Origin of the sequence: Streptomyces sp. NPDC017529, assembly GCF_044329785.1 — a bacterium.
Taxonomy (GTDB): Bacteria; Actinomycetota; Actinomycetes; order Streptomycetales; family Streptomycetaceae; genus Streptomyces.
Genome location: NZ_JBIRJY010000009.1, coordinates 23,948 through 42,178, shown reverse-complemented (window position 1 = coordinate 42,178; position 18,231 = coordinate 23,948). Strand labels below are relative to the sequence as shown.

17 protein-coding genes are annotated in these 18,231 nt (G+C 72.8%); 9 read left to right on the top strand and 8 right to left on the bottom strand.

The genetic code is table 11. The features are described from left to right. Positions 1-283: 283 nt before the first annotated feature. The 3 genes from ACH4K4_RS23180 to ACH4K4_RS23170 are packed head-to-tail and all read left to right on the top strand — an operon-like array spanning position 284 to position 2,945. Positions 284-1,054, top strand: coding sequence for a L,D-transpeptidase family protein (locus ACH4K4_RS23180; RefSeq protein WP_398169686.1), 771 nt, complete (start codon positions 284-286; stop codon positions 1,052-1,054). A gap of 55 nt (positions 1,055-1,109) precedes the next feature. Next, positions 1,110-2,312 (top strand): P1 family peptidase, encoded by a 1,203-nt coding sequence (locus ACH4K4_RS23175; protein WP_398169685.1) that lies wholly within the window; start codon positions 1,110-1,112, stop codon positions 2,310-2,312. Positions 2,313-2,333: 21 nt separating this feature from the next. Continuing rightward, positions 2,334-2,945, top strand: a complete 612-nt coding sequence (locus tag ACH4K4_RS23170) for a YIP1 family protein (RefSeq protein WP_398169684.1) — start codon at positions 2,334-2,336, stop codon at positions 2,943-2,945. A gap of 48 nt (positions 2,946-2,993) precedes the next feature. Here the strand turns inward: ACH4K4_RS23170 and ACH4K4_RS23165 are convergent, their stop codons facing one another. Continuing rightward, positions 2,994-3,260 (bottom strand): hypothetical protein, encoded by a 267-nt coding sequence (locus ACH4K4_RS23165; protein WP_398169682.1) that lies wholly within the window; start codon positions 3,258-3,260, stop codon positions 2,994-2,996. Positions 3,261-3,454: 194 nt separating this feature from the next. Between ACH4K4_RS23165 and ACH4K4_RS23160 the strand changes: the two genes are divergently transcribed. Then, on the top strand, positions 3,455-4,666 hold the full coding sequence (locus ACH4K4_RS23160; protein WP_398169680.1) for a CaiB/BaiF CoA transferase family protein: 1,212 nt from the start codon (positions 3,455-3,457) through the stop codon (positions 4,664-4,666). 99 nt (positions 4,667-4,765) lie between these two features. Beyond that, the gene (locus ACH4K4_RS23155; protein WP_398169999.1) at positions 4,766-6,025 is read left to right on the top strand and encodes an Ig-like domain-containing protein; all 1,260 of its coding nucleotides are present in this window, start codon (positions 4,766-4,768) and stop codon (positions 6,023-6,025) included. 75 nt (positions 6,026-6,100) lie between these two features. Here ACH4K4_RS23155 and ACH4K4_RS23150 read toward each other — a convergent pair whose 3' ends face one another. The 4 genes from ACH4K4_RS23150 to ACH4K4_RS23135 all read right to left on the bottom strand — a co-directional run bounded on the left by ACH4K4_RS23150 (position 6,101) and on the right by ACH4K4_RS23135 (position 11,196). Further along, positions 6,101-8,122, bottom strand: a complete 2,022-nt coding sequence (locus ACH4K4_RS23150; RefSeq protein WP_398169679.1) for a fructose-specific PTS transporter subunit EIIC — start codon at positions 8,120-8,122, stop codon at positions 6,101-6,103. A gap of 84 nt (positions 8,123-8,206) precedes the next feature. Further along, the gene (pfkB, locus tag ACH4K4_RS23145) at positions 8,207-9,154 is read right to left on the bottom strand and encodes a 1-phosphofructokinase (protein ID WP_398169677.1); all 948 of its coding nucleotides are present in this window, start codon (positions 9,152-9,154) and stop codon (positions 8,207-8,209) included. Then, on the bottom strand, positions 9,151-9,921 hold the full coding sequence (locus ACH4K4_RS23140; protein ID WP_398169675.1) for a DeoR/GlpR family DNA-binding transcription regulator: 771 nt from the start codon (positions 9,919-9,921) through the stop codon (positions 9,151-9,153). The genes pfkB and ACH4K4_RS23140 overlap by 4 nt, the downstream gene beginning before the upstream one ends. 273 nt (positions 9,922-10,194) lie before the next feature. Further along, positions 10,195-11,196 (bottom strand): RNA polymerase sigma factor RpoD/SigA, encoded by a 1,002-nt coding sequence (locus ACH4K4_RS23135; protein ID WP_398169673.1) that lies wholly within the window; start codon positions 11,194-11,196, stop codon positions 10,195-10,197. A gap of 456 nt (positions 11,197-11,652) precedes the next feature. Between ACH4K4_RS23135 and ACH4K4_RS23130 the strand changes: the two genes are divergently transcribed. After that, entirely contained in the window at positions 11,653-12,141 is a 489-nt protein-coding gene (locus tag ACH4K4_RS23130; RefSeq protein WP_398169672.1) for a hypothetical protein, read from the top strand. 73 nt (positions 12,142-12,214) lie between these two features. On the opposite strand, the gene ACH4K4_RS23125 is transcribed toward ACH4K4_RS23130, so the two are convergent. After that, a complete protein-coding gene (locus ACH4K4_RS23125) occupies positions 12,215-12,754 on the bottom strand; it encodes a pyridoxamine 5'-phosphate oxidase family protein (RefSeq protein WP_398169671.1) in 540 nt (179 codons plus the stop codon). Between the two features lie 180 nt (positions 12,755-12,934). Between ACH4K4_RS23125 and ACH4K4_RS23120 the strand changes: the two genes are divergently transcribed. The 3 genes from ACH4K4_RS23120 (at position 12,935) to ACH4K4_RS23110 (ending at position 15,571) form a co-directional block, all read left to right on the top strand. Continuing rightward, positions 12,935-13,993, top strand: coding sequence for a questin oxidase family protein (locus ACH4K4_RS23120; protein ID WP_398169669.1), 1,059 nt, complete (start codon positions 12,935-12,937; stop codon positions 13,991-13,993). Between the two features lie 149 nt (positions 13,994-14,142). After that, positions 14,143-14,640, top strand: a complete 498-nt coding sequence (locus tag ACH4K4_RS23115) for a MarR family transcriptional regulator (RefSeq protein WP_360129494.1) — start codon at positions 14,143-14,145, stop codon at positions 14,638-14,640. A 73-nt stretch (positions 14,641-14,713) separates the two neighbouring features. Next, positions 14,714-15,571, top strand: coding sequence for a maleylpyruvate isomerase family mycothiol-dependent enzyme (locus tag ACH4K4_RS23110; protein WP_398169668.1), 858 nt, complete (start codon positions 14,714-14,716; stop codon positions 15,569-15,571). A gap of 164 nt (positions 15,572-15,735) precedes the next feature. Here the strand turns inward: ACH4K4_RS23110 and ACH4K4_RS23105 are convergent, their stop codons facing one another. After that, positions 15,736-17,265, bottom strand: coding sequence for an MFS transporter (locus ACH4K4_RS23105; RefSeq protein ID WP_398169667.1), 1,530 nt, complete (start codon positions 17,263-17,265; stop codon positions 15,736-15,738). A gap of 277 nt (positions 17,266-17,542) precedes the next feature. Next, entirely contained in the window at positions 17,543-18,199 is a 657-nt protein-coding gene (locus ACH4K4_RS23100) for a TetR/AcrR family transcriptional regulator (RefSeq protein ID WP_398169666.1), read from the bottom strand. Between the last annotated feature and the right edge of the window lie 32 nt (positions 18,200-18,231).

Here is an 18,231-nt window from a genome sequence, read left to right as displayed (position 1 = left end):
GGCAAACAGGGGACGAGAGGCGGGGGACGGGAGCTGCGCGTCGCCCCAGGCCCCTTCCCTCCCCCGCGCCCACCTTCCGGCCAAAGGACCCGTTTCTTTCGGCCATTGGTCCCCTGTCGCGCATGAAGGGCGCGGGGGCGGGGCCGGACGTTTCCATGGACGGTGTAGGGTGCAGATTGCCCGTTTTATACCTACGACAGCCCACCGGCCCGGAGCCGACGGGCGAGGAGACGCCACGAACATGGCTGCCCGCCACGCCCAGCAACGCGGTACGCGAATAAGGATGACCCGTCGCGGCAAGGCCGTGAGCGGCCTCGCCCTGACCACGCTGGTGGGCACGGCACTGTGGGCCTGGCCGGCCTCGGGCGACGACCACGACGGCCACCGCTCCGAGCAGGCCCGCCCGGCACCCTCGGCCTCGCAGGCCCCACGGCACGCCGCCGCCGGCGCTGCCGCGGCACCGGCCCCGAGGGCGATCCCGGGCCTGAGCGACGCCGTCCGCAAGCAGATTCCCGCCGAGTCCCGGCAGGTCCTGGTCGTCACGGGGCAGGGCGTGGACGCGCACGACTCGTCCGTCGTCCTCTACACCCGTGCCGAGAAGTCCGACGACTGGCGGCCCGGCACCCAGTGGCCCGCGCACAACGCGTCCCGGGGCTGGACCAAGGACCACCGGTACGGCGACCTGCGGTCGCCGCAGGGCGTGTTCACGCTCAGCGACGCGGGCGGCAAGCTGGCCCCGCCGCCGGGCACCAAGCTGCCGTACGACCGGAACGACAGCTTCGTCGCGCACGGCACCGGCGTCGAGGGCGAGCCGCTGGGCGGCGCCTTCAACTACGTCATCGCCATCGACTACAACCGCGTCAAGGGGTCCTCGCCGCTGGACCAGCGGCGCCCGCAGGGAGCGGAGAAGGGCGGCGGCGTCTGGCTGCACGTGGACCACGACGGCCCCACCCAGGGCTGCATCAGCCTCAAGCCCGAGGTGATGCAGGAACTGCTGCGGACGCTGGACCCGGCGCAGCACCCGGTCATCGTGATGGGCCCGGCCGGCCACTGACACCGGCCCGCCGCGGCCCGTACCGCTCTCGCCTCACCCGTGGTACGCATGTGCCATGGCCGACGCCCAGCAACCGCCCGACCCTCCCGCTCCGCACGCCCGCGACCTGCCCGACGGCGTTCCCGCGCCGCAACGCAGTGGTCCGCGTGACGCGTTGACCGACGTCACCGGGCTGCGGGTCGGGCACGCGCAGCGCGTCGGCGGCGGGCGGCTGACCGGCACCACCGTCGTACTGGCTCCCGAGGGCGGCGCCGTCGCGGCCGTGGACGTGCGCGGCGGCGGCCCCGGCACCCGCGAGACGGACGCCCTGGACCCGCGCAACCTGGTCCAGCGCGTCGAGGCGGTGGTCCTCACCGGTGGCAGCGCCTTCGGCCTGGACGCCGCGTCAGGCGTGGTGGCCTGGCTGGAGGAACAGGGCCGCGGCTACCGCGTCGGCCCCGACCCGTCGCAGGTCGTCCCGGTCGTGCCGGCCGCGGCCCTCTTCGACCTGGGCCGGGGCGGCGACTGGCGCGCCCGCCCGGACGCCGCCCTGGGCCGCGCGGCCGTCGAGGACGCCGCCGGCACGGAACTGGACGCTCCGGTCGGGCAGGGCAACACCGGCGCCGGTACGGGCGCGGTGGCCGGCGGCGTCAAGGGCGGTGTCGGCACCGCGAGCCTGGTCCTGCCCTCGGGTGTCACGGTGGCCGCGCTGGCGGTCGTCAACGCCGCGGGATCGGTGGTCGATCCGCGTACCGGTGTGCTGTACGGCAGGTACGGGGAGGTCTGCGAGGAACTGGCCGGAGGGCAGGGCGCCGGGCTCCCCTCCCCCGGCGCGCACGCCGACGCGCTGCGCCGCCTCGCCGAGGCCCGTACCGCTTCCGAGCACCGTTCGGCCACCTCGGTGCGCCCGCCCCTGAACACCACGCTCGCCGTCGTCGCGACCGACGCCGACCTGACCCGCGCCCAGGCGCAGAAGCTGGCGGGCGCCGCGCACGACGGCCTGGCCCGCGCCGTACGCCCGGCCCACCTGCTGACCGACGGCGACACGGTCTTCGCCCTCGCCACCGGCGCCCGCCCGCCGGTGGCGGAAGAGGCCGCCGCCGACCCCGCGTTCGGGGTACACGCGCAGGCCGGGGCACTCAACGAGATCCTGGCCGCGGGGGCCGACGCACTGGCCCGCGCCATGGTCAAGGCGGTGCTGGCGGCCGAGTCGGTGGACACCCCCGGCGGCTGCTTCCCCTCGTACCGTGACCTCTACCCGTCGGATCCGCCCTCCTGACTCCGGTGGTAGAACGGCCGTATGTCCGCGCCGCCGCCTCCCCCCACGCTCGTCCAGCCGCCGCCCCGCAAGAAGCCGGTGCCGCCGAAGCCGCGCCGGCTGTGGTGGCACCGCCTGCTGTTGGGCCTCTGGTACCGGCCGGTGGAGGTGATGGACGAGGCACGCGACCGCAGCGCCTGGAGCGCTGCCGTACTGCTGTGCCTGATCAGCGGCGCCCTCGGCATCGTGTCGGTGGACCCCTTCCGCAAGCAGTGGGCGATGGACCAGCGGCAGGCGCTGGAGCTGGCGGCCATCGCGGAGGCGGGGGTGCTGCTCGCCAGCCTGGCGCTGGGCGTGGTCACCCACGCCATCGCCCGCACGATCGGCGGGAACGGCCGGTTCGAGCCGACGGTCAGCCTGTTCGTCGTGCTGTTCTGGGTCACCGACCTGCCGCGGCTGGTGCTGGCGACGTGGCTGCCGCACGGCTCGACCCTCGTCCAGGCCGTCGCCTGGACGACCTGGGGCTTCGGCTATCTGCTGGCCATCCTGCTGATCCGCGGTCAGCACCACCTCTCCACGCTCAAGGCGGGGGTGGCCGTGGCGGTGCAGATGCTGGCCTCGCTGGCGCTGCTGAAGCTCGGCCCGGTGCGCTGAGGCCGGGCGCGCCGCTCGGGGTCTCGCGCGGCCCCGGCCCGACGCCCCTCAGTGCCGCTCGCGGCCGTCCCACTGCCGTACGAGTCCGGCGAACGCCTCGCGTTCGGCGGCGCTCAGCTCCACCCGCTCGGACGGCGGTCCGGCCGGCCCGGTCTGCCGCGGCACCGCGCCCAGCGTCGGCCGGGAGCCGGGCCCCGACGGGATCTCGAAGCGGGTGCGGCGCGCGATCCTGGCCAGGCTCGCGGCCCACACGACGGTGACGGCCAGCAGGATGGCCAGGCCGATCTGCTGGAGAAGCGAGACGGAGGGGAGCATGCGGTCCTCCAGGTCGAGTGCGCCGCGGTACGGTTCCGGGCCCGTGGATCCCAGTAGTAGACACCATGTCAAGGACCTTTGACAGGGGACTGATGAGACTTAAGTCCCACAAGTGACGTATCTCCTACTTCCCCCACCCGAAGATCGTCCACGAGCATGGCGGCACACCGCCCTCCGACCCGAGGAGTACGCACGTGCCGCAGCCGCCCGCCACCGCAGCCGGCCAGGAGCCGCCCGCCACTCCGAAGGCCCTGGAGGGCGTTCTCGTCGCCGACTTCAGCCGGGTCCTGGCCGGGCCGCTGGCCGCCGCCACACTGGCCGACCTCGGCGCCGACGTCGTCAAGGTGGAGCGGCCCGGCGCCGGCGACGACACCCGCTCCTGGGGCCCGCCCTTCGCCCCGGACGGCACGGCCGCCTACTTCGACGCCGCCAACCGCTCCAAGCGCGGCCTCGCCCTGGACCTCGCCGACCCGGACGACGCGGCGGCGGCCAGGGAGTTGGCGCGCCGGGCCGACGTGCTGATCGAGAACTTCCGGCCCGGCGCGCTCGCCCGCTACGGCCTGGACCCGGCGGCGACCCTCGCCGCCCACCCCGGCCTGGTGCACTGCTCGATCACCGGCTTCAGCTCCGGCGGTGGCGCGCGCCTGCCGGGCTACGACTTCGTCGTGCAGGCCGTCGGCGGCCTGATGAGCGTCACCGGCGAACCGGGCGGCCCGCCCCTGAAGGCGGGCGTCGCCCTCGTCGACGTCCTGACCGCCAAGGACGCCACCACCGCCGTCCTGGCCGCGCTGCGCCACCGGGACCGTACGGGGCGGGGGCAGCACGTCGAGGTCAACCTGCTCTCCTCACTGCTCGGTTCGCTGGTCAACCAGGCGTACGGGCACCTGGCCACCGGCCGCGCCCCGGGCCCGATGGGCAACCGGCACCCGAGCATCGCCCCGTACGAGACGCTGGCCTGCCGGGACGGGCAGCCGCTGGCCGTCGCGGTCGGCAACGACCGGCAGTTCCGGGCGCTGGCGCACGCGCTGGGCGCGCCCGCGCTCGCCGACGACGAGCGCTTCGCGCGCAACCAGGACCGGGTACGGCACCGCGCGGAACTGGTCAAGGAGCTGGAAGGGCTGCTGGCGGCGGAGACCCCGCACACCTGGACCGAGCGGCTGACCGCCGCCGTGCCGTGCGGGCCGGTCAACACCGTCGGCGAGGCGCTGGAACTGGCCGGACGGCTCGGCCTGGACCCGGTCGTGCCGGTCGGCGCCGGCCGGGTGCCGCAGGTGCGCAGCCCGCTGCGGCTGTCCGCGACTCCGGTCGCCGCCCCGTGCGCCCCGCCCGCCCTGGACGAACACGGCGAACCCCTGCGCGCCTGGCTGTCCGGCCCGCCCGAGGCGCCCCTGCCACCCCTGGCGTGACGTTCGTCACAACGATTCGGGGAGTGCAACCAAACCCGCCCGTAGTTGCTGTTTACCAGCACTGACTGACAACACCCTTGCATGGAGCAGCCCGTGACAATGCCGGACAACACCGCGCCGCCCGCACCGTCCCGCACCAAGCGCCGGCTGCGCCGTGGACTCGCGGCGGCCTCCCTCCTGGCCGCCGGCGCGCTGGCCCTGTCCGCCTGCGGTGGCGACGCCTCGGCCGGCGGCCAGGACGGCAAGGGAGGCCAGGCCGGGGCGGACGCGGCGGCCGCCAAGGACGCCTCCACCGCGAAGATCTCGGTCACCTCGAAGGACGGTGCCACCAACGCCAGCATCAACGAGACCGGCGTCACGGTCAGCGGCGGCAAGCTGACCGACGTACAGCTGGTCCAGGTGGACAACGGCGCCAAGGTCAAGGGCTCGATAGCCGCCGACGGCTCCTCCTGGAAGCCGTCGGTCCAGCTGGAGCGGGGCACCAAGTACAAGCTGGTCGCCAACGCCAAGGACGACAAGGGCCGGGCGGCCACCGAGAACGCCACCTTCCAGACCGTCTCCTCGAAGAACAGCTTCATCGGCTCCTATACCCCCGACGGCGGCAAGACCGTCGGCGTGGGCATGCCGGTGTCCTTCAACTTCGACAAGGCGATCACCAACAAGAAGGACGTCCAGTCCCACATCACGGTGACCTCCAGCAGCGGCCAGAAGGTCGTCGGGCACTGGTTCGGCGCCCAGCGCCTGGACTTCCGCCCCGAGCAGTACTGGAAGGCCGGCTCCAAGGTCACCCTCAAGATCGACCTGGACGGGGTCAAGGGCGGCAACGGCATCACCGGCGTGCAGTCCAAGACGGTCACCTTCGACATCGGCCGTTCCCAGGTCTCCACCGTCGACATGAACACCCAGACGATGACGGTGGTCAGGGACGGCAAGACCGTCAAGTCGATCCCGATCTCCGGCGGCAGCGCGAAGAACCCGACGTACAACGGCCAGATGGTCATCTCGGAGAAGTTCGTGCAGACCCGCATGGACGGCTCGACGGTCGGCTTCGGCGGTGAGTACGACATCAAGGACGTCCCGCACGCGATGCGGCTGTCCCGCTCCGGCACCTTCATCCACGGCAACTACTGGGGCAGCCCGTCGATCTTCGGCAAGTCCGGCACCAGCCACGGCTGCGTCGGCCTCCAGGACAACAGGGGCGGCGGTGGCGACACCCCGGGCAAGTGGTTCTTCGAGAACTCGCTCATCGGTGACGTCGTGGTCGTCAAGAACTCCCCCGACAAGACCGTGAAGCCGGACAACGGCCTCAACGGCTGGAACATGTCGTGGAGCGAGTGGCAGGCGGGCAGCGCGGCCTGATCCCGTACGCCGCATACGACACGACGGTGGCCGGTCCCCTTCGGGACCGGCCACCGTCGTTCCGTGCCCTTCCGGTCAGACCGCCACCGGCGTGCCTTCCGCCACTGCCGGTTCCGGGGCGGTGGCCGCGGGGGCGGGTGTCTTGCGGAGGCCCTTCAGGAGGACGACCAGGGCCGTGGTGACCGCCGTACCGGCCAGCACGGCCACCAGGTAGAGCAGCGGCTGCCCGATCAGCGGGACCACGAAGACGCCGCCGTGCGGGGCCCGGAGGGTGCAGCCGAAGGCCATCGACAGGGCGCCGGTCACCGCGCCGCCCGCCATCGCGGACGGGATGACGCGCAGCGGGTCGGCCGCCGCGAACGGGATCGCGCCCTCGGTGATGAACGAGGCGCCCAGCACCCAGGCCGCCTTGCCGTTCTCCCGTTCCGTCTTGCTGAACAGCCGCCCGCGCACGGTCGTGGCCAGCGCCATCGCCAGCGGCGGCACCATGCCCGCCGCCATCACCGCGGCCATCACCTTCAGGCTGCCCTCGTTGGGGTTGGCGAGGCCGCCCACGGCGAAGGCGTAGGCCACCTTGTTGAGCGGACCGCCGAGGTCGAACGTCATCATCAGTCCGAGGATGACGCCCAGGATGACCGCGTTGGCGCCGGACAGGCCGCTCAGCCAGTCGGTCAGCGCCTTCTGGAGCTGCGCGATGGGCTTGCCCACCACCAGGAACATCAGGAAGCCGACGAGCGCCGACGAGACCAGCGGGATGACGACGACCGGCATGATCCCGCGCAGCGCGGGCGGCACCTCGACCCGCTGGACCGCCATCACCACCGCGCCCGCGATCAGACCGGCGATCAGGCCGCCGAGGAAGCCCGCGTTGACGGTCAGCGCGATCGCGCCGCCGACGAAGCCGGGTACCAGGCCCGGCCGGTCGGCCATGCCGTACGCGATGAAGCCCGCCAGTACGGGGACGAGGAAGCCGAAGGCGACGCTGCCGACCTGGAAGAGCAGGGCCGCCCAGCTCGCGGACTCGCTCCACACGAAGTGCTCGGCGACGGACGGTGCCTTGTTGATCCCGTACCCGCCGACAGCGAAGGCCAGCGCGATCAGCAGGCCGCCCGCGGCGACGAACGGCACCATGTAGCTGACTCCGGTCATCAACCACTTGCGCAGCCGTGTGCCGAAGCCGTCGCCCGCGGCGCCGTCCCGGTCCATGGGCGCGGGACCGGCGGCGGGTGCGGACGTGTCGCCGCGCGCGGCCTTCTCCCGTACTTCCGCGATCAGTTCGGCGGGCCGGTTGACGCCTGCCTTGACCCCGACGTCCACCGTCGGCTTCCCGGCGAACCGCGCCTTGTCCCGCACCTCCACGTCGTGCGCGAAGATCACGCCGTCCGCCGCGGAGACGACCTCCGGGTCCAGCCGCTTGAACCCGGCGGAGCCCTGCGTCTCCACGACGAGTTCCACGCCCGCGTCCCGGCCTGCCTTGGCCAGCGCTTCGGCGGCCATGTAGGTGTGCGCGATGCCGGTGGGGCAGGAGGTGACGGCGACGATGCGGAAGGGGGGCGCGGCTTCGTTCGGCTCGGGCGCCTCGGGGACGTCGGGTACGTGGGGTGCCTCGGACGGCTCGGGAGCCCCGGACGCCTCAGACGGCTCGGGTGCCTCGGGCGCCTCGCCCCGGATGAGCGCGGCCGCCGCCCGCGGGTCGTCCGCCGCGCGCAGTGCGCCCGTGAACTCCTCGTCCATCAGGTGCCTGGCCAGCGACGACAGGATCGTCAGATGGTCGGCGTCGCCGCCCGCCGGTGCCGCGATCAGGAAGATCAGGTCGGCCGGTCCGTCCGCGGCGCCGAAGTCGATGCCGGCGGCGCTGCGCCCGAAGGCGAGCGTCGGTGCCGTGACGTGCTCGCTGCGGCAGTGCGGTATGCCGATGCCGCCGTCCAGGCCGGTCGGCATCTGGGCCTCGCGCGCGGCCACGTCCGCGAGGAAGCCGTCCAGGTCGGTGACCCGGCCGGCCGCGGCCATCCGCTCGGCCAGCGACCGCGCGGCCGCCTCCTTGGTACCGGCGGAAAGGTCGAGGTCGACCAGTTCCGCGGTGATCAGCTCACTCATCGCGGGCTCCTTCGCTCGCATCAAGTCCCAGCCCAGCCACAGAAATCCCGGGTACGCGGGGCGGCCGGAGCCGCCCTCGCCCGGTCACGGCGCCGGCTCCCGCAGCGCCGTCTCCACCGGCACCGCCCCGGCCACCACCACCGCCGAAGGATCGAGGTCGGCCGGCGTCGGCATGGCGCTGCCCGGCAACTGCACCGCCGCGGCCCCGTACGCCACGGCCGAGGCCAGCGCCCGTACGCCCACGCCGCCCGCCGCCAGGAACCCGGCCAGCGACGCGTCGCCCGCCCCCACGTTGCTGCGTACGGCCGCGACCGGCGCGGACGCGAAGTGCGCGCCGGTCGCGTCGACGAGGAGCTGCCCGTCGGCGCCGAGCGAGGCGAGCACCGCGCCGGCGCCCAGCGCCCGCAGTTCGCGCGCCGCCTCGGCCGCGTCGCCGACGGTGCGCAGCGGGCGGCCCACGGCCTGCGCCAGCTCCTGCGCGTTCGGTTTGACGACGTCCGGCCGTGCGCGCAGGGCCGCGGTCAGCGACGGCCCCGAGGTGTCCAGGGCGATGCGCGCCCCGGCCCGGTGCACCCTGGCGACGAGTTCCGCGTACCAGGTGGGCGGGAGTCCGCGCGGCAGGCTGCCGCAGCAGGCGATCCAGTCCGCTCCGGCCGACCGGGTCCGTACCGTCTCCAGCAGGGCTTCGGACTCGTCCGCCGTCAGTTCCGGGCCTGCCGCGTTGATCTTCGTGAGGGTGCCGTCGGGTTCGACGGCGGAGATGTTCGAGCGGGTCTGCCCGGCGACCGGTACGCCCGCGACCTCGATGCCCTCAGCGCCGAGCAGCCCGCCCAGGGCGGCGCCCGCCGGGCCGCCCAGCGGCAGTACGGCGAGGGTGCGGTGCCCGGCCGCCGCGACGGCCCGCGAGACGTTGACGCCCTTGCCGCCCGGGTCGATCCGGTCGGCGGTGGCGCGCAGTACGGCGCCGCGCTCCAGCGCCGGGATCTCGTAGGTGCGGTCGAGGCTGGGGTTGGGGGTGACGGTGAGGATCATGCGCGCACTACTTCCGTGCCCGCGCGCTCGATGGCGAGGGCGTCGTCGGGGCTGAGCCCGGTGTCGGTGACGAGCAGGTCCACGTCGTCCAGTCCGCCGAAGCGGGCGAAGTGCGCCTGCCCGAACTTGCTGCTGTCCGCGACGAGCACGACGCGCCGCGCGGCGGCGATGGCCGCCCGCTTGACGGCCGCCTCGGCGAGGTCGGGGGTGGTCAGGCCGCCCTCCAGGGAAAAGCCGTTGGTCGCCAGGAACACCACGTCCGCGTTGATCTCGCGGTAGGCGCGCAGCGCCCAGTCGTCCACCGCGGCCCGGGTGCGGTGCCGGATGCGGCCGCCTACGAGGTGCAGGGTGAGGCCGGGGTGGTCGGCCAGCCGCGCGGCGACGGGGAGGGCGTGGGTGACGACGGTCAGCTCGGCTTCCAGCGGCAGTTCCGCGGCGATGCGGGCGGCCGTCGTGCCCGCGTCGAGGATCACGCTGCCGGGCGCCGGGCCGCCGGGCAGCTCGGCGAGCGCGGCCCGCGCGATCCGCTGCTTCTCGTCGGCGGCGACGGTGTCGCGCTCGGCGAGGTCGGGTTCGAAGTCCAGGCGGCCCGCCGGGATGGCGCCGCCGTGCACCCTGCGGACCAGGCCGGCCCGGTCCAGGGCCTTCAGGTCCCGCCGTACGGTCTCGGCGGTGACCTGGAACTCCTCGGCGAGGGAGAGGACGTCGACCCGCCCGCTCTCCCGTGCCAGCCGCAGGATCTCCTGCTGCCGCTCCGCTGCGTACATGGTGGTGTGTGCCTGTCTCGTGCCCGACCGTGTGGTTTCACGGCCAAGGTACGGCCAGATTGGCGCGAAGTAAACACATACGGGCGCGCGGCAGACTTAAACGGGCATGAGTGGGCAGCAAAGAGCCCCGGTGCCGAGGGGGGGAACGGCACCGGGGCTCGTCTGTGGGGAAGGGGTCAGGCCGAGGCAGACCTGCCGGGCCGGCGCCCGGATCAGTCCGCTTCCGTCACGTCAGGCCACCGACGACACGACGGAACACTTACGGCGCCGCCTTTACGCCGCCGCGTCGAAGCCCGTGTCGTGCGCCATCCGCTTCAGCTCCAGCAGCGCGTGCTTCTCTATCTGCCGGATGCGCTCGCGGGTGAGGCCATGCTGCTTGCCGACCTCGGTGAGCGTCCGCTCGCGGCCGTCCTCGATGCCGTACCGGGCCTTGATGATCGAGGCCGTACGGTGGTCGAGCCGGTCGATCAGGTCCTCCAGCTCCTCGCTGCGCAGCAGCGTCAGGACGGACTGCTCGGGCGACGCGGCCGAGGTGTCCTCCAGCAGGTCGCCGAACTGGGTGTCGCCCTCGTCGTCGACCGACATGTTCAGGCTGACCGGGTCGCGGGCCCAGTCCAGCACGTCGGTGACGCGCTCGGGCGTGGAACCCAGCTCCTGCGCGACCTCCGCCGGCTCCGGGTCACGGCCGTTCTCCCGGTTGAACTCGCGCTGTACGCGGCGGATGCGGCCCAGCTCCTCCACGAGGTGGACGGGGAGCCGGATGGTGCGCGACTGGTCCGCGATGGAGCGGGTGATCGCCTGGCGGATCCACCAGGTCGCGTAGGTGGAGAACTTGAAGCCTTTCGCGTAGTCGAACTTTTCGACCGCGCGCACCAGGCCGGCGTTGCCCTCCTGGATCAGGTCCAGCAGGGGCAGGCCCGCGCGCGGGTAGCGGCGGGCGACCGCTACGACCAGGCGGAGGTTGGAGCGGATGAAGACGTCCTTGGCCTTCTCGGCCTCTTCGGACAGCGCTTCCAGCTCTTCGCGGGTGCCGCCGGCGGCGTTGCCGTCCTCGACGACCCCGTCGAGGATCTGCCGGGCGTAGACGCCCGCTTCGATGGTCTGGGAGAGCTCGACCTCCCTGGCGGCGTCGAGCAGGGGTGTTCGCGCGATCTCGTCGAGGTACATGCCGACCAGGTCGCGGTCGGCGATCTCCCCGCCTACGGCGCGAACGCTGCTGGCCCCGTCAGCACCGCTGCTGGTGGCCTGACGACGGGCGACGGCACGGGTTGCCATGCGTGTGCTCCCTTTGCGATGAGTCGGTCGCGGGACGGTGGCGGTGGGACACCGGGTGTCTGGCCCGTGTACCCCTTCCGAAGGAAACAACGGCTGGAATCCGGACAGAATTCCCATGCCGTGGTCCTATTTTTGTGATCATGCAGTACCCTGCGTCCCCAGCCGGGAGATCGGATACCGCCGGAGTGCGGGGAAGTGCAGGTCAGGACGGCTGCCGAGGCCGACCCCAGGGCCCCCACCGGCCTCTGCGGCCACTACGCCCGTGAGACACCTGTCACATCCGGCACGGAGCCCCGCCCCGAGGAGCGCCGCTCGTGGTCGCTCTCCCATCCTGAAGACGGCGCCCGCCGCCTTCTGGTTGCCCGAAGGCGCGGGCACCGGCGGAGGCACCGCTCCGGTTGACGGTCGCGGGGTCCGGGTGTGGCCTGGAGTGGGGGCGAGTGAGAGGAGCCCGTCATGGAGACATCCGTCCACCGACACGGCGCGACCGTCCACCAGCACGACGCGGCCACCGGGCCGCACCGCAGATCCCCCGCCGCCACGGCCCTACCCGTCGCCGCGGCGGTCCTCTTCGGCCTGTGGACCGTCTTCGTCGACCGCACCAGCGGCTCTTCGCTGGGCCACGCCTGGCTGCTGGGCCTGATCGCGGCCGTTGTCAGCGGAGCGCTCGGCCTGGCGCTGGTCCGCGTCCAGTCGTCCCTGATCACCGAGGTGCGGGCGCTGGCGTACGGAGCGCTGTTCGGCACCGCGATGGGCTACCTCTACAGCATCGCCCACGCGTCCGGGCCGTCCATCCTGGAGTCGGTGCGGATGGGGCTGGTCCTGGGCGCGGTGATGTTCGCCGTCTCCCTGTACGTCTTCCGGACCCACCGCACCCGCGAGCCCCACGGGCAGCACCGCCCGCGCGGTGCACACCGAGCGCACCGCCCTCGTACGACGCACTGAGACATCCCCGTACGACTCGCTGAGGCCCTGACGGGCCGGGCCGGGCCAGGACGCGCCGGGCCGAAAGCGTCGCTCACCCGGGCGCGTCGGCTGTCTCGGGCTCGGTGGTTGTCTCTGGCGGCTCGGCGCCGTTGCCGCGCCGGATGGTGCGCAGGGGGCCGCCGGGCCGCCAGGTCTCCAGCACGATGTGCGGATCGTCGACGTACACGCGGACCACCTCCGTCAGCTCCGCCCGGAACAGGTGGAACGGCTCCGGCGGCTGCGCCGCCTCCACGTAACGCGCCTTGACCGCCGGGTCGGTCACTTCGACGGCCCGGCCCGCGACCCGTACGTCACCGCCGCCCATGCCCGTGTCCGGCCCCGGGTTGGCGTGCAGTGCGAACCGCGGGTCGCCCCGCACGTCGCGCGCCTTGCGGGAGTTGGCCATCATGCCCAGCCACAGGTCGCCGAAGCGGAAGTCCGCCTCTATGCCGGTCAGGCGGGGTGAGCCGTCGGCGCGGAGCGTGCCGAGCACGTGGTGCCGGTACGCCGCGAAGCGCGCCCGCACCCGCTCCGCCAACTCCGGCTGCGCCGCCACGAAGCCGGCCCACCCCAAGGTCTCGTCGTTCGTCATGCGTCCACCCTCCCCCCGATACCCGACACCTCCTGTCGGGTAAGGACCGCGGTCCGACTGCTTCACCATCCCACCCACCACTGACAACGCCCCCGGCCTGCGGCCTTACGGCCAACGCCGTACGGGGACGTAGGACCTGCGTCCGTTACGCCCGCCCGCCGTCCGGCCTAGCGTCGGCCCATGGACACGACGGACGGCACTCTCGACGAAGCCCTGGGGCGTCTGCACGCCTGGGGCCCCGAATTCGGCGGATTCCTCGCCAACCACGGACCGATGGCGGTGGAAGCCCTGGTCAGGCACGGGCAGGCGGGTTCCGTGCACCGCTGGATCGACCACTACGAGAAGCATCTCGAAGACGTCCCGAGCCCTCAGGGAGCAATCACCGGCGCCAACTGGCGCGAGGCGCTGGGCGATCCGCGCCGGGTGACCGACTGGTCCGCGTACTTCGCCCGGCAGGTCGCCGAACGCCCCTGGCGTGACGTGCTCGCCGAGTGGTGGCCGCGGCTGCTGCCGGGCGTCGCCGGGGCCGCGACGCATCCGGTCATCCGGGTGGGCCACGCCGTACGCACCCTCCTGGACGACGGCGAGGAGGCGCCGCGCATAGCGGAGTTGGCGCACGCGCTCGGCTACTGGGCCGCCCGCCACACCACCCTCCCCGTGTCGGTGAACCCGGCCGGCGCCGCCTCCCCCGCCGAAGCCCTGGCGGTCCTGCCGCGCATCGCCGACCAGCAGGTTCTGCCGCTCGACGGGCTCGCCCAGCTGCCCGGCACGCCCGGCTGGCTCGCGACCGTGGACTCGCTGCGTGTACCGCACGACGACCCGGAGGCCGTACGCGCCCAGCTCACCGCGCTCGTCCGGGCCACGGTGCACCGCTACCTGGATCACGGGCACGGGCACGGCGTGCTGATGGTGCACACCGCCACCGCCCCGAACGCCGTCCTGCGCACCCTGCCCGCGCTCCCGCGCGAGCTGTGGGCGGCGTCGCTGGGAGCGGTGTGGGCGGCGAGCGCCGCGATCACGTCCGTCTACGCGGCCGGCGAGGCGCAGCCGCCGCTGGAGGGGGTCGGCGGCCTCGTTCCCGAGGAGGTCTTCGAGCGTTCCGCCGCGCACGGCGACGAGCACGTGATCAAGTTGACCGACACGGCGCTGGACGTGGCGGCCTGGGTGGCGGACGGTGACGACGAACGGGCGCTCGCCGCGGCCGTGCGCGCCCAGACGCTCATTCCCGCCGCTTCCTGAACGGTTGCCGTCGGTTGTGAAGCGGCCTTCTTAGGGAATGTTCCTGTAAAAAACCTCGCCCGGCACGCAGCGGCTCACCTGCACTTTTCCGCCCCATCACCCTTGGTTAAAACTTCAAGAAACGAGGAAGCGGTGAGACAGTGGATGGCATGAGCAACGAATCCGCAGGTGAGCCTCGCTGGCTCAGCGACGAAGAGCAGTACGCCTGGCAGTCGTACCTGCATGCCACCACGCTCCTGGAGGACCATCTCGACCGCCAGCTCCAGCGTGACGCGGGCATGCCGCACATCTACTACGGGCTGCTCGTCCAGCTCTCCCAGGCACCGCGGCGCCGGCTGCGGATGACCGAGCTGGCCCAGAACGCCAAGATCACCCGGTCCCGGCTCTCGCACGCCGTGGCCCGCCTGGAGAAGAGCGGCTGGGTCCGGCGCGAGGACTGCCCCTCGGACAAGCGCGGCCAGAACGCCGTCCTCACCGACGAGGGCCTGCGCGTCCTGGAGAAGACCGCCCCCGGCCATGTCGCCGCGGTGCGGGCGGCGATCTTCGACCGGCTCAGCCCCGAGCAGGTCGGCCAACTGGCCGCCATCTGCCGTACGGTCGCGGACGGCCTGCAACCGCAAGGCGCCGACCTGCCCTGGCTCCGCTGAGGAGCCGGGGCGGGCGGCCCCGGCCGCGCGTATTTCGATCGTCATCGGGGCCTGCCCTCGGCAGGCTTGGGCCATGAGCATCCACTCCGATGACACGCCGGACCACTCCTGGCTCGGTGCCCCGATCGACGCCCGCCCGCTGTTCGCACCCGAGCGGGCCGCGCTGATGTCCACGCTGCGCGGCCTGGCGCCCGCCGACTGGGGCAGGGAGGCGGTGCCGGGCTGGACCGTGCGCGATCTGGCCGCCCACCTCCTGGGCGACTTCTACGGACGCCTCGCCCGTGACCGCGACGGGTACCGGGAGGGGCCCGCTTTCGCGCCGGGCGAGACGCTGGAACGGTTCATCCACCGCATCAACCGGGAATGGGTGGACGCCTGCCGCCGGATCAGCCCCGCCGCGCTCGTCGACACCCTCGGCTTGGTCGGCGGTCAGGTCACCCGGTTCTTCGAGGCCACCGACCCCGGTGCGCTGTCGCTGGGGGTTTCCTGGGCCGGTGCCGACCCGGCGCCGATGTGGCTGGACAGCGCCCGCGACCTCACCGAGTTCTGGACCCACCGCCAGCAGATCCGCCATGCCACCGGCCAGGCCACCGACCCCGACCCGGGGTTGCTGTCCGTGGTCCTGGACACCTTTCTGCGCGCCCTGCCCCACACCCTGCGTGAGGTCGGCGCCCCGGCCGGGACGCAGGTCCGGGTGAGCGTCGAGGGCCCGGCCGGCGGCGCCTGGACCGCCACCGCCACCGGGGACCACTGGTCGCTCGCGGAGCCGGGAACAGGGCGCCCCGCAGCCGCCGTCCACCTGGACGCGGAGACCGCCTGGCGCCTGTGCACCCGCGGCATCCAGCCGGAGACCGCCTTCGCCCGTGCCCGCGTCGACGGCAACCGCGTCCTGGCCGAAGCCGCCTGCCGGATCGTGTCGGTCATCTACTGACCGCGGCCGGCCCGGTCGCGCCCTATGCGGTCCGGACGCACGTGTGCGGCGCGTACGTGTCCGTACGCGCCGCACCACCGGTGGCCGGCCCGCCATGGCCGGTACCGGTCCGGCATGACCGGTATCAGCACGCCATGACCGGTATCAGCGCGCCATGAGCGGCATCAGTGCGCCATGACCGGAATCGGCACGTCCGCCTCGGCGTCCGCGCTCGCGTCCGCGCCGTCACCGGAGCGGGCGACCGGTCCGCCGCCGCCCTGGTGCCCGGTGTTGATCAGCGTGAACGCGAGACCGGCGGCGATGACGAGGATGCCCACCGCCCACCAGATCGCGCTGGCGTAGCCGTGCACCATCGACTCCAGCTTGAGCAGCGGCAGCGAGGTCGCGCCCTTCGCGTGGGAGGTGGCGTACGCCGTGGTGGCGCTGGCCGCGATGGTGTTCAGCAGGGCGGTACCGATCGCGCCGCCCACCTGCTGCGAGGTGTTGACCATCGCCGAGGCGACGCCCGCGTCGCGCGGCTGCACGCCGTGCGTGGCCAGCGACATGGCCGGCATGAAGGCCGTACCCATGCCGAGACCGAGCAGCAGGAACGCGGGCAGGATCAGCGCCGGGTAGGACGTGTCCAGGTCGATCTGCGTCAGCATCAGCATGCCGACGGCGGCGAGCAGGAAGCCCGGGGCCATCAGCAGCCGCGGCCGTACGCGGGTCATCAGCCGGGCACCGATCTGCGTCGAGCCGGTGATCATGCCCACGATCATCGGGAGGAAGGCCAGACCGGTCGTGACCGGCGTGTAGCCCTTCACGATCTGCATGTAGTAGGTCAGGAACAGGAAGAGACCGAACATGCCGATCACGGCCAGGCCCAGCGAGGTGTAGACGCCCGCCCGGTTGCGGTCGGTGAGCACCCGCAGCGGCAGCAGCGGGGACTTGACCTTCGACTCGACCAGCACGAACGCCGCGAGCAGCACGGCGGCGGCCACGAACAGGCCGATCGTCATACCGGCGCCCCAGCCGTCGGACTCGGCGCGGGTGAAGCCGTACACCAGGGAGACCAGGCCGAGGGTGGCCAGGATGACGCCGGGCACGTCCAGGCGGGACGGGTTGCGGCTGCCCGCGGGCTCGCGGATCACCAGCAGCGCGCCGACCGCGGCGACCACGGCGAACGGGATGTTGACGAAGAAGGTCCAGCGCCAGTTCATGTACTCGGTCAGCACACCGCCGAGGATCAGGCCCACGGCGCCGCCGCCACCGGCGATGGCACCGAAGATGCCGAACGCCTTGGCCCGCTCCCGCGCCTCGGTGAACGTCACCGCGAGCAGGGACAGCGCGGCCGGCGCCAGCAGCGCGCCGAAGACGCCCTGAAGGGCACGGGCGCCGAGCAGGACGCCCTCGTTGGCGGCGGCGCCGCCGAGGGCGGAGGCCACCGCGAAGCCGACCAGGCCGATGACGAAGGTCCGCTTGCGGCCCCACAGGTCGGCGATCCGCCCGCCGAACAGCAGCAGGCCGCCGAACGCGAGGGCATACGCCGTGATGACCCACTGCCGGTTGGCGTCGGAAATGCCCAGGTCCTGTTGGGCGGAGGGCAGGGCGATGTTCACGATCGTCGCGTCGAGCACGACCATGAGCTGCGCCAGGGCGATGAATATGAGCGCTTTCCAGCGCCGGGGATCGACGTACGTGGCCGATTCAGACATGGGCGGGTCCACCTAGTGGTACGTAAGCGAAGAAAACGGGACGTGGATAAGGCGTGAGCGTGGTGCCGTTATGTGGAAATGCGGTGCCGATGTGGTGTTGAGCTGGTGTTGAGTACGTGTTGATCAGGTGTTGAGCGGATGCGTGTACGTCCGGGCGTACGGCCATGGCCACGGCCGCGTGGCGTCACCCGGCGCGGCGGTACCGGCGCCCCGGCCTGTTGGTCGGTCGCAGGGAGCCGAAGGTTCCGCCGTACGGGAGGATGTGCCGTACGGGCCGCTAGGCGTGCCGGAGGTCCTCCAGCGTGGCCGCGGCTCCGGGCAGTTCCGAACGCGCGGGCGCCCGCAAGCCGTCCAGGAACAGCAGCAGGTGCCGGTACACGAACCGGTCGAAGTCGGTACAACCGCTTCCAGGCAGCGGTCGCGTCAGCTGAGTGAGTGCGACCATCAGGTCACCGACGGCGATGTCGGTACGCAGCTGGCCGCTGTCGCGCGCGGCGCCCATCAGGGCCTCGACGGCCCCCTCCAGGCGTTCGCGCGCTGCGAGCAGGTCGGGGTGATCCTTGTCGACGCCGTCCGAGAGCAGCGGGCACAGGGCGCCGATCCGCTCCTCGACCGCGGCGAAGACGAAGCGCCTCAGCGCTTGGAAGGCATCGGGCTCCTCGGTGAGCGCACCCTCCGCCTTGTCCGCTGTGCGGTCCATGACGGAGAGCGTTACGTGGTGGATCAGCTCCAGGCGATCCGGAAAGTGACGGTAGAGCGTCGCATTGCCGACCCCGGCGCGTCGAGCGATTTCATCGAGCGGGATCTCGGCCCCGAACTCGACCATCGCCTCACGGGCCGCCCCGATGATCCGCTCCCTGTTGCGCACGGCGTCCGCGCGCAGCCGGTGCTGCGGGGTCGCTGCGCCGCCGGGGCGGGTACGGGTGGCGGTCATGTCGGCACGTTCCTCTCGTCGTCACGTCGTCG